The organism is Streptomyces sp. NBRC 110611 (assembly GCF_001590865.1).
Taxonomy (GTDB): Bacteria; Actinomycetota; Actinomycetes; order Streptomycetales; family Streptomycetaceae; genus Streptomyces.
Genome location: NZ_BBUY01000021.1, coordinates 24,309 through 34,813, shown reverse-complemented (window position 1 = coordinate 34,813; position 10,505 = coordinate 24,309). Strand labels below are relative to the sequence as shown.

The window sequence follows — 10,505 nt, the reverse complement described above, 5'->3', positions numbered from 1 at the left end:
CCCAGATCAGCCGGGGTAGACGGACGGCGAGCCGGCCGTACCGGCAGGCGTGGAAGTCGGAGAAGGCGCACGAGCGATCGGCCTGGAGAGCGGCTGCGTACGGGACGGCGACGGGCGTGTGCAGGCCGAGCATCGCGTCGCGGAGGCTACCGGTCAGCGCGTCGCCGAGTGCGGCCTCGTCCGCTGTTGTCCTGCCTGTGGTCAGGACGGGAGCACCGGCTGCCGCGGCGGCCGTCACCGCGAGACGGGCCAGCAACTGCCTGCGCCGCACCCGATCCTCCCCGTCCTCCTGACCAGCCGTACCCACCCTAGAGCCCGGAAGCCGCGGGTAGGCGGTGATCGGCCCGATCACGCGTCCGTGCCGGACTTCTGGCTCGGGCGTCAGGCCGAGGGCCTGCGGGGGGATGCCGAGCGCGTCGGCGAGGCGCCGCAGCACGGTGACGTCCGTCAGCGGCGAGATGCCCCGCTCATACCGGGAGACCTGGGCTGCGGAGCAGCCGCCGCGTGAGCCGAGCTGAGCCAGGGGCAGGCCCTGCTTCTTCCGGGCCTGCCGGACAGAAGACCTCACCCGGGCCGCTGAACGTGACGGCATCGACAAGACCGTCGTCGGCGACTACCTCGGCCACTTCGACTACCGCTCGGGCAGCGGACGCGCCACCCGCCAGTTCAACTTCGCCGCCACCGTCACCGAGACCGACGAGCCGGTGAAGCTCACCGAGCACGACGGGCACCTGTGGGCGGACCGCGCTGAGCAGGGCCGGGTCTCCAGCGCCGTCCAGGGCGTCCTCGAAACCTGGCGCAACCGGGTCGGGCTGAGCCCTCGGGGTGGACAACCGAGGGCTCGTTTCGTGTGCCCGGAGCCGGGGGAGGGTCCTCAAGTTCCTGGCGGAGGGGGACGTTGCGGCCGCGCGGGAGCTGTTTCACCGCGGGCGAGTACGGCCGCCTGCACCAGATGCTCCCCGAGCTGGTGGCCCGCGCGCGAGATGGAGGCAGCCTTCGCGGTCCGGGCCGGTCCGGACCGGGAAGGCTGCCCGTCGCTCGGGCCGGCCGGTGGTACTCGAGGCTGTGGCTGCGGCGCGGGCGGCCGCGACGATCGGGCCCTGCGCTGGGGAGGCGCACGATGAGCTGGGCGCTTCCAGCAGGACTTTGCTGTCTGACCTGGGACGATTTCGGGACGGTTGGAGCGTGGCGGGCTGATGACCAGTTCACTCCTCACCGCCGGTGTCGAAGTCGATGTTCTGGGTAGCGGTATGAGTACAGGTACTCACGCTGGGAGCCAGGTCGCGGCGGCAAGGTGAGTGCATGACGACGCCACCGCCTACCAGACAGCCGCCGGTCTACCCGCCCTATCCCTATGCCTATCCCGATTCCGCACCGCAGCCGCAGACGCGGGCACCACGCGCACGCCGTGCGATGGTGATCGGCATCGTGGTGGCATTGGCCCTGCTGCTGGCAGGAGGCGCCACTTGGTGGTGGCTGGCTCCGGACGGGGACGGCCCGCTGGCCGACCGCCCGCGAGTGACCGACGCCACGTCGGGGCTGTCCTACGCCATCCCCAAGGGCTGGGAGCACGACGCGGCAAAGGACAAACGCCTGCTCAGTGCGTTCTCCTCGACGATCACCAAGAAGGCGGGCCCGGGCGGGTCGGGCGGTGCCGTCCTCGCTGGCCGGTCCAGGAAGCCGATACCGTCCTCCGCACTACAACGGCAGGCGGAGTTCGCGGCCCGGTCGAATGCGGAATTCTTCTTCCCGGACCAAGCGGTGAGGCTTGAGAAGTCCCAACCGGCCACGATAGGTGGGCATTCGGCGCACACGGTGGCGCTTGCGGTGCAGAAGAAGAGTAAGGACCGCGATGCCGCGTACTTGAAGATCACTCTTGTCACGGTCGATGGCGACCGCACCTCGTTCGTCCTGGGCGTCGCCACCGCCGCACCGGACGCGGCGAGCCGCGGTGACGTTGGCGCGGTCCTCGAGAGCGCCACGGTTGAGTGATGGCCAACGTGTCGGCGCTGAATTGAGTGCGGAAGCGGATGCCGATCGGACGCGGGTCCGTCGCGTTCGAGTGCTGCTCCTCCGGCAGTTCGCGGCTCGAGAATCCGGCCGCCCGGCTGAAGACCTGTACCCCGGTCTGGCTGCTCCACCCCTACACCCGGCGTCGGCCGGTGCAGTGGCTACCAGCTCGACCACCGCGACGGCCCCATGTCCTGCACTCGCGGACTCACTGCCCCGGCGTAGCCCTTCCGCGCCGCGCATCGGTGAGGCGCCTGGCGCGGGCGCCGGGCTGGTCGCCGGCCGTGCAGTCGCGCCAATGGGTCCGCGGCAGCTGACCGACCCCGCCGATCCGCCCGGCAGTGCCCGCGGCAGCGAGCAGTACGCCCAGGATTTGGTCCCAGGACCCGTCTGCGGCCCACCGGCATTGGCGGGACCACACTCTTCCAGGACCCGAACCTGCTCGGGAGGTCTCGCCAGGGGATGCCGGTGCGGTATCAGTAGATGTCGGTAGATGATCGCCTCCACGATACGGCGGTGGTCGGCCCACGGTCTGCCATGCCGGCCGGCTCTGCTCGGCGGCAACGGGCGGATGCCGTCCCACTGTTGGTCGGTCAACGGGGCGTGACGGGCAAAAAAACGACATCAGACCGCAGACGTGCTGCTCACCCCGGGCCGGTGGCCGGCCGGGCTCAGTCGATCGTCTTGATCACCCGGGCGGGGACTCCCGCGACCAGGGTGAGGGCAGGAACATCACGACTGACCACCGCACCGGCAGCGACCACCGCACCAGCACCGATGGTCACTCCCTGCAAGATCACGGCAGACGTCCCGATCCAGACGTCGTCTTCGATGACGATCGGGGCGAAGGAGAGGTACGCGCGACGCTCGGCGAGCGGCAGAGGGTGCCCCCCGGTGATGAGGCTGACCTTCGGGGCGATCATGACACCGTCGCCGATGCGGATCCCGCCCTTGTCCATGAACGTGCATCCCTGGTTGACGAAGATGTTCTCCCCGAACGTCGTGTTCAGCCCATACTCGGTGAAGAACGGCGGGTAGATCGTCACCGACTCCGGGAGCGGGCCACCGAACACAACAGAAAGTAGTTCAGCACGACCTTTGCTGTCGCTGAACGGCAGCGCGTTCAGTCGAGACGTCGCGTCGGTCACCTCTACGATGCGCTCCGCATGGCGCGCGAACTCGGGCGTCTGGACATACATGACCTGTTCTGTGCGGGTAGACATACGGCGATTCCACCACCCTGAAGAACGAGTGATCAAACAACCGCACGACCTACCGGAGACAACCCATCGTTGTGGAAATAGGCTGAAGGTGTGGATGTTGAAGCTCTGCGGACCTTCGTGACCGTCGCCGAGACCGGCCAGTTCCAGGCAGCAGCGGACGAGCTCGGGATCAGCCAGCAGGCGGTCTCCAAGCGGATCGCGACCCTTGAGAGACACCTCGAGGTCACGCTCCTGGTGCGAACCTCACGAGGCTCCCGGCTGAGCCTGGACGGGCAGGTCTTGCTGCCCCACGCCAAGAAGGTCCTCGCAGCCTTCGCGCAGGCCGAGCAGGCCGTGCGCCCCGGCAGCCGGCCCTTGCGCGTCGACGTCCTCAATCGGCGCATCGCACCGGCCCAGGCCGTCTACCGGTTCTACCGCTCACACCCCGAGATGAACCTGGACACGGTCACATTGAGCAACGAGAACGCCGCCCAGGCCGCCCAGGCGGTACTCGAAGGAACCGTCGACGCGTCCTTCCGCGCCCTGCCGGTAGACCAGGTCCCAGCCGGGATCAGCGCCGAACGGCTCCTGGACGCGCCCCTGGAGCTACTGGCCGGGCCCGGCCACCCTTTGGCGAACGCACCTTGGGTCAGGCCTGCGGACCTGGCCGGCCACCGCATCTGGATCCCCGGAATCAGGCCAGGCACGGAGTGGGCAGCGTTCTACCAGGCGCTGTCCGAGGCCTTTGGCCTGAGCATCGACGCGCTCGGCCCCAACTTCGGTGACGAGGCCCTGATGGACGCGCTGGCCGACTCGGCCTCGCTGGCCACCCTCGTCGGCAGTGGGGACCGGTACCTGTGGCCCCAGACCCACGACCTGCGGCGCATCCCGTTGCGCGAACCGACCCCGGTGTACACGCACGTGCTGTTGTCCCGCACCGGAGACCAGCACCCCGTGCTGACCGCGCTACACGATCATCTGCGCGCCTCAGGGCCGCGCACCCCGGACGACGTGTGGGTGCCGGACTGGATAGACCGCTGATCAGACGCCCGATTCAACGGAGACGCCCTACCGGCGATTTCACCGGCCCGTCCGCACACAACACTGCGTCCACCAACTCGAACAATACGTCGCGCCGGGCGGTCAGACATGCGTAGAAGGCGCCCCGGAAGCGTGACGCTTCCGCGCGGACAGCCGCGATCACCGGAAACGCCCGCGCCGCTCGTGGACGGCGGCGCTTTCCAGGATCGGCAGCTTCATGCGCCAAGCAGCGGATTCCCTTCTTTCGTGTGCACGTGCTGGCTTTCTCCGCCAGGGCCCCGGTGGCGAGCCGATAGTGGTCGCACTGCCGGACCGGGATCCGGCGGCGTCCCGCCAACAGCGCTACTGCAGAGGTGACACACCATGCCCACCACCAAGGCGAACGACCGCGTCGAGCTCGTCTTCTCCCTCTTCGACGCCGACGGCAACGGCGTTTTGGAGTCGAAGGACTTCGAGCTGATGGGCGAGCGGGTCATCGCGGCGGTGCCCGACGCCGGCGACGACGCGAAGAGCAGGATGTTCGACGCCTTCCGCGGCTACTGGGAGACGCTCGTCCGTGAGCTGGATGCCAACAGCGACGGTCGGATCAGCCCCGAAGAGTTCACCGCGATCGTGCTCGACCCCCAGCGGTTCGACGCCACGGTCGACGAGTTCGCGGACGCCCTGGCCGCCATGGGTGACCCGGACGGCGACGGTTTCGTCGAGCGTTCCCACTTCACCGCCCTGATGACCGCCATCGGCTTCCAGCGTCCCAACATCGACGCCCTGTTCGATGCCTTCGAGCCGGTCGACGGCGACCGTATCCCCGTGATCACCTGGGCGGACGGCATCCGGGACTACTACCGCCCGGAGAAGGCCGGCATTCCCGGCGACCACCTGACCACGGGCACGACACGATGACCCGCACCCAAGTCCCCGCGCCGGCAGCCCCCTTACGCGCCGCGAAGCCCGTCATCGGTCTGGCAGTCGGGCGGGGTACCGGACCTGAGGTCGCGGATGTCTTCGAGCAAGTTCTCGGCGCGCTGACCGCAAGGCACCCGCACGGCGTGGCGATCGAGCGCTCCCCCCGCCTCTACCACTCGTACGCTTCGCTCCGCGCCGAACGGGGCGTGGACAGGATCCGGGCGCTGACCGCCGAGGACGCGGCCCACTACGAGCGGTTCTGCCGCACCCGGGCCGAGCAGGGCACCGAGGCGATCTTCCGCACCGCTATCAACGCCCAGTCCCTCTATCTCGTCCGGCAGCGGCTGCGCGCGGTGAAGGTCGACCTCCTCACTGACGCCGGGCGCTCCCTGCTCCTGGTACGGGATCAGGCCCAGGGCTTCTACACCGGGGACAACCGGCACACGCCCGGCGAGGTCACCCGCACTTTGACCTTCAGCCAGGAGATCACCGAGGCCGTGATCACCTACGCCCTGCGGCGAGCCCGGTGCGAGTGGCCGGACGGGCGCCTCGACCGCATTGTCATGGCCTACAAGTTCCATCTGTTGGACGGCGCCCTCGACGCCTGGGTGGCCGAACTCGCGGACCGGCTCGGCGTCCGCATCGACCTGTTCCAACCGGACACGGTCAACCGCAACCTGATCACCCATGGCCTGCCCGACCGCACGCTGATCGTCGCCGGGAACGAGTGGGCCGACATCATGCACGTCATACTGCTCGACCGGTTCGGCTCCCACCGGCAGGAGAACCACTGCACCGAGAATGTCTGTCTCGGCCCCGGGCTGGCCGGTCTGGTCGAGTACCAGACGGTGCACGGCTCCGCCGACGCCCTCGCCGGGCAGGGCCGGGTCAACCCGGTGGCGACGATTCGGGCGGCGGCGCTCGTCGCGGAACGTCACGCCGGATGCCCCGGAGCAGTACGTGCCACCGAGCAGGCTCTGCGAACTCTGGACGAGCGGCGCGTGCACACCCCGGACCTCGGCGGACGGCACTCCACCACCACCGTGGTCGACGCCCTGCTCGAGGCGCTCGACGTGCCCGAAGCCGACGGGGCGTCGAAGGGCGCCGCCCTGGTCGGCGGGTCATGACCAGCGGGGGACCGGACGGGACAGCCTTGGTCGTCCTGGACCTGCAGAACGACTTCTGCACCGGCCCGACGGCCCTGGCCCGCTTCGGCAAGGACCCCGCCGTACTGGACACAGCTGTCGCCGGCTGTATTCGCGCGGTGGCCGGGGCCCGCGAGCGCGGCGTGGAAGTGCTCTTCGTACGGTTCGTCGGTGACCCCGAGCACCAAGGGGACAGCTGGCGGCTGCGGGACCGAGCCCTCGGCAAACAGCCCAAGTGCCTGGAGGGCTCATGGGGCGCGGAGTTCCACGCCATCTCCCCGGCCGCGGGCGAGCGGATCTTCACCAAACGCGCCTGCTTCGACGCCTTCCTGACCGACGGCTTCGAGGAGCACCTCGCCGCGCGGGGCGTGGGCCACCTGGTCTTCGCCGGGCTGTACGCAGACGTGTGCGTGGACTCCACCGCCCGCACGGCGTTCCAGAAGGGCCTCCATGTGACGCTGCTGACGGACTGCACCACCGCGCTGCATCTGCCGTACGACGCCGTGCTGCGGTTCATGCGCGTCGTCTACGGCGCCCGGACCACCACCACGGACGACCCGCAGGCATGGATCGCACCCGTGTTGCGACCCGAGGAGGATTCGTGCGCACTGCCGCCGGGCTGAACTCCGGCGTGGCAGAGGGCGTGGGCCGCACCGCCCTCTTGGTGGCCGCAGCCCGTGCCATCGAGAGCCATCGCCCCGACGCCTTGGCCCGGGACCCGTTCGCGGAGCACTTCGTGCGCGCGGCACCGGCCTCGGCCGGCTGGCCGGTCCGCCCGCAGCAGGTACCTGACGGTGAGGCCGACCCGCTGTGGGGCCGGCTCGGCCGGTACTTCGGCCTGCGCACCCGCGTCCTGGACGACCACCTGCTCCGCTCGGCGCACCAGGGCGTCCGGCAGGTGGTGCTGCTGGGGGCGGGCCTGGACTGCCGGGCGTTCCGGCTCGACTGGCCGCCGGACTGCGTGGTCCACGAGGTGGACACCGCCGGGGTGCTGGCGTTCAAACAGGCGGTGCTCGACCGGACCGAGGCCACCCCCACGGCCAAGCGCCGGACCCACGCGGCCGACCTCCGGCTCGACTGGGCCGAGGCACTACTGAGCGCGGGCTTCGACCCCGCCGCGCCCACCGCATGGCTCGCCGAAGGGCTGCTGCTCTACCTCCCGGCGTCGGCCGAGCGCCACCTCATCGCCACGATCGACCGGCTGAGCACGGCGGGCAGCTCCCTGGCGTACGAGATCAAGGAGATCGCCGAGTCACCGCAGGTGCGGGCCGGCCCGATCTACACCTCGGCGAGACAGCAGATCGGCATCGACCTGCTCGCCCTCTTCGACAGCGAGCCACGCCCCGACTCGGCGGGCGAACTCGCCGAACGGGGCTGGACGGTGGCCCTCCACAGCCCGTACGAGTTCACCGCCCTGCACGGCCGCGGCCCCCGCCCGGAGCCGAACGACGCTCTGGCGGCCAACCACTGGGGCTTCGCCACGGCCCCCGGGTAGCGTCGCGCGGAGCAAGGCGGGGCACGGCCCGCTCTACGACCGGACGGGCACCTGGCGCGACTGACGGCACGACGCCCGAGCCCACCGCGGCGGCAGCGGCGGGTCATTTCCTTCGTGCGCGTTTCGTCCACATCGCCCGCAGCTTCACCAGCCTCACCGCTCCCGACTCCTCCTGTGGCGCCCGGCAAACCCGAACTGCTCGGCTGTCTCGTCCACAGCCGCCTCGGCCAGGGCCTCCACCGGCACCGGAACCTCGTCGACCGAGGAAAGGGCCGCGTGCTGACGCGCATCGGCGCTCTTCGGCCCCAGTACCTGGAGGAGCGCAACGACCTGGAGGACGTCCTCCCGGCGCCGGCGGGTTCCGTGGCGCGGATGTCGGGGCTACTCGTCGCTGTCTTCGGCGAGGGTGTGGGCGACGAGCGCGTTGGCGTGGCCGCTGACGCGCCCTCGTCGCCCCGGCGCGCAGCCCGCTGCCGATGCGCAGCCGCGGATCCAACCGGCGAGGGGAGGACCGCCGCGCCGGGCGATGCGCAGGGAACGCCGATCTCAGCGATAGGCCCGGGCCGCGTATGACGTGTCGCGGTCCAGATGGACATCGACCATCACGGCGCGGCGGCCGTCAGGACAGGTGTGCAGCGCGGTCACCGGGCATTCTCCGAACCAGTCTCTGACCCTCGGGCTGGCTACTCTGCTGTGATGACGAACAGCAAGTTGACCGTCGACCTGCGGGGACGGCGGATTGAGACACTCGACGATTTCTGGGATGCGGTGACCGAGCCGTGCGGACTGCCGGAGTGGTTCGGCCGGAACCTGGACGCGTGGTCGGACACGATCCATACCCGCGGCATCTCGGAGGAGATCGACCGTCACGACATCCTGGTGGTCCACGTCGAGCATCGGGGACTCTTCGACAAGAACCACCACGAAGGTCAGATTCTGGCCGACATCTTTGACGGCGACCAGAACCAACTCGTCGTCCACGTGGGGGCCTGACGATCCGGGATTCGCCCGGCTCAGCGTCGCGCCGGTGACCGCAGTCGGTCGCGCGCCCGCGCCGCCGAACACGAATCCACCGCACCAGCCGTCCACCGGGCCGCAGTCGTGTCACCCACTCACGAAGCGCGGCCTCCGGGTCAGGCAACGTCCACACCAGATGCCGCGACACCACGACTCCGAACCGCTGTTCCCCGGTCGGCGGCACCATGGCGTCACCGACCAGGAAACGGCCTTCAAGGCCGGCGTCCAGGAACTTCGTACGGGCCTGCTCGACCATTCGTGGCGCCAGAGCGACCCCGGTGACGGGGTGTCCGGCCTCGGCCAGCAGCAAGGACACCGATCCGGTGCCACAGCCAATGTCGAGAACGTCGTCCGGGTCGGACGGCAACCAGGTGCGCAGGAGCCGGGCCCAGGCGGCCCGTGTGTCGTCGGCTCGCAGCCCGTGGTCGGGCTCGTCGTCGAAGGCCGCCGCGGCGGCATCCCAGTACCGATGCCTCGCACCGCACCGGTGCGCGCACCTCCAAGTCACCCCTTGACCAAGTTCGCCACTCGGCACGTTTCCCTGCCGAGGACGCCTCGAAGATCCGCACCGGACGCGGCCCGGCCAACATGGGCACCCTCCGCAACCTCGCGATCAACGCCCTCCGTGCCGCCGGACACCGCGACATCGCCGCCGGAATCCGAGGGGCCTCCAACGAGCCCTTCACCCGCCCACAACTTCGGTGTCCGGAGCACGCGATCCCCCCCCCATGACCGGCTGGCCGCCGACCGAGGGTCGACAATGCGCCGCGAAGTCGTCGAGTGCGTGGCTACTTTCGCATGCCGTACGGCGTCATCATCAATGCGAGCACTGCTACCAGGATCACCGTGGACAAAGAACAGACAACCCAGGCCACCGTGAGCCGATCAGGCTTGATCTTGACGTCAGGGTTCTGTTGTTGGGCGATGTAGTCCTTGAGCATCCGGCCGCGGACTGGAAGAAGGGCAACCGGTACGGAGACGCACGCGACGCTGTACAGGAACAGGATCGATGGTGTCGGTTCGGGCCGGATCAGGTTCGTCGCCAGGATGGCGCCGAGGCCCACGGGAGTCAGCAAGTAGGCCGTCCACTTGGCTCGTTTGCTCGGCCGCTTCACGGTGTTTTGTAGTTCCTCCGGGAGTTTCATCCCTGTTCCCAGCATCCGCATACCGATCACGAAGAGCACCGTCGTTGCAACCGCGATGAGCCACCAACCGGATTCGGGTATCGAAAACAGCATCTTCTTCATCTTCCCCTGCGATAGCGACTGATCACCCTAACCAACAGCCCTGGCTGTCACCTGCCCAGTCCGATCGACCGCGCGAACTACCGTGCCAGCGGCGTGCTGGGTCGCTACTGCACCCGCCGTCTCTCCTCGCGCGGCAGGAGCTCGACAAACCTGATTCCACAGAACACCGTGGCGCACGGTTTGGGGCTTTATGGCATGGTGGGCTGCCGCGGCGGCGAAGGAGGAGCACCTGCTCGACAACCGCCTCCAGACACTCGCCGACGACGTGAAGGGCATCACCGTCGCGGTCTGGGTGAACACCCTGCCCCGGCTCCAGCGCGGCGAGCCCTGTGGCGTCGACGACCCAGACCGCCGCCGGCGCTCCCCGAGCCTCCCGGCCGCGGCCCGCCCGTCGAAGCCGGTGACACCACCCAAAGCCAGGGGAGAGCTGCTGGGCCGCCGGCCG

The 10,505-nt window shown here is 69.4% G+C and carries 10 protein-coding genes and 2 pseudogenes; 7 read left to right on the top strand and 5 right to left on the bottom strand.

The features are described 5' to 3' along the window. A partial coding sequence (locus tag AZE13_RS28910; protein ID WP_147264754.1) for a helix-turn-helix domain-containing protein occupies positions 1 to 592 on the bottom strand: 592 nt, incomplete at its 3' end. Between the two features lie 710 nt (positions 593 to 1,302). Here AZE13_RS28910 and AZE13_RS28905 point away from each other — a divergent pair. Next, on the top strand, positions 1,303 to 1,992 hold the full coding sequence (locus tag AZE13_RS28905; protein WP_147264748.1) for a hypothetical protein: 690 nt from the start codon (positions 1,303 to 1,305) through the stop codon (positions 1,990 to 1,992). 689 nt (positions 1,993 to 2,681) lie between these two features. Here the strand turns inward: AZE13_RS28905 and AZE13_RS28900 are convergent. Beyond that, entirely contained in the window at positions 2,682 to 3,209 is a 528-nt protein-coding gene (locus tag AZE13_RS28900; protein WP_079124494.1) for a sugar O-acetyltransferase, read from the bottom strand. Positions 3,210 to 3,323: 114 nt separating this feature from the next. On the opposite strand from AZE13_RS28900, the gene AZE13_RS28895 reads away from it, so the two are divergent. From AZE13_RS28895 to AZE13_RS28875, 5 genes are all read left to right on the top strand, one after another. Continuing rightward, complete coding sequence (locus tag AZE13_RS28895) at positions 3,324 to 4,253, top strand: LysR family transcriptional regulator (protein ID WP_066938396.1); 930 nt, start codon at positions 3,324 to 3,326, stop codon at positions 4,251 to 4,253. A 363-nt stretch (positions 4,254 to 4,616) separates the two neighbouring features. Then, positions 4,617 to 5,153 (top strand): EF-hand domain-containing protein, encoded by a 537-nt coding sequence (locus tag AZE13_RS39360; RefSeq protein WP_066938394.1) that lies wholly within the window; start codon positions 4,617 to 4,619, stop codon positions 5,151 to 5,153. Then, positions 5,150 to 6,283: an isocitrate/isopropylmalate family dehydrogenase gene (locus AZE13_RS28885; protein WP_066938392.1), complete on the top strand. Its 1,134-nt coding sequence runs from the start codon at positions 5,150 to 5,152 to the stop codon at positions 6,281 to 6,283. Before AZE13_RS39360 ends, AZE13_RS28885 begins: the two co-directional genes overlap by 4 nt. Beyond that, positions 6,280 to 6,924 carry a cysteine hydrolase family protein gene (locus AZE13_RS28880; protein ID WP_066938390.1) on the top strand — a complete coding sequence of 215 codons (645 nt, stop codon included), beginning with the start codon at positions 6,280 to 6,282 and terminating at the stop codon, positions 6,922 to 6,924. Before AZE13_RS28885 ends, AZE13_RS28880 begins: the two co-directional genes overlap by 4 nt. A gap of 8 nt (positions 6,925 to 6,932) precedes the next feature. Next, the gene (locus AZE13_RS28875; protein ID WP_398780254.1) at positions 6,933 to 7,796 is read left to right on the top strand and encodes a class I SAM-dependent methyltransferase; all 864 of its coding nucleotides are present in this window, start codon (positions 6,933 to 6,935) and stop codon (positions 7,794 to 7,796) included. Positions 7,797 to 8,000: 204 nt separating this feature from the next. On the opposite strand, the pseudogene AZE13_RS38520 reads toward AZE13_RS28875, so the two are convergent. Next, positions 8,001 to 8,141: pseudogene (locus AZE13_RS38520) on the bottom strand (MerR family transcriptional regulator); the annotation flags it as partial. A 351-nt stretch (positions 8,142 to 8,492) separates the two neighbouring features. Here AZE13_RS38520 and AZE13_RS28865 point away from each other — a divergent pair. Further along, positions 8,493 to 8,789, top strand: coding sequence for a barstar family protein (locus AZE13_RS28865; protein ID WP_066938385.1), 297 nt, complete (start codon positions 8,493 to 8,495; stop codon positions 8,787 to 8,789). A gap of 76 nt (positions 8,790 to 8,865) precedes the next feature. On the opposite strand, the pseudogene AZE13_RS34630 reads toward AZE13_RS28865, so the two are convergent. After that, positions 8,866 to 9,321, bottom strand: a pseudogene (locus AZE13_RS34630) (class I SAM-dependent methyltransferase); the annotation flags it as partial. 280 nt (positions 9,322 to 9,601) lie between these two features. Next, positions 9,602 to 10,060, bottom strand: a complete 459-nt coding sequence (locus tag AZE13_RS28860; RefSeq protein ID WP_147264746.1) for a hypothetical protein — start codon at positions 10,058 to 10,060, stop codon at positions 9,602 to 9,604. Positions 10,061 to 10,505: the final 445 nt, after the last annotated feature.

What these genes read in the sequence shown, in the direction of transcription:
- AZE13_RS28905 (WP_147264748.1), top strand. Translation starts at nt 1,303, where the DNA reads ATGACGACGCCACCGCCTACCAGACAGCCGCCGGTCTACCCGCCCTAT.
- AZE13_RS28860 (WP_147264746.1), bottom strand. Translation starts at nt 10,060, where the DNA reads ATGAAGAAGATGCTGTTTTCGATACCCGAATCCGGTTGGTGGCTCATC.
- AZE13_RS28900 (WP_079124494.1), bottom strand. Translation starts at nt 3,209, where the DNA reads ATGTATGTCCAGACGCCCGAGTTCGCGCGCCATGCGGAGCGCATCGTA.
- AZE13_RS28880 (WP_066938390.1), top strand. Translation starts at nt 6,280, where the DNA reads ATGACCAGCGGGGGACCGGACGGGACAGCCTTGGTCGTCCTGGACCTG.
- AZE13_RS28885 (WP_066938392.1), top strand. Translation starts at nt 5,150, where the DNA reads ATGACCCGCACCCAAGTCCCCGCGCCGGCAGCCCCCTTACGCGCCGCG.
- AZE13_RS28865 (WP_066938385.1), top strand. Translation starts at nt 8,493, where the DNA reads ATGACGAACAGCAAGTTGACCGTCGACCTGCGGGGACGGCGGATTGAG.
- AZE13_RS39360 (WP_066938394.1), top strand. Translation starts at nt 4,617, where the DNA reads ATGCCCACCACCAAGGCGAACGACCGCGTCGAGCTCGTCTTCTCCCTC.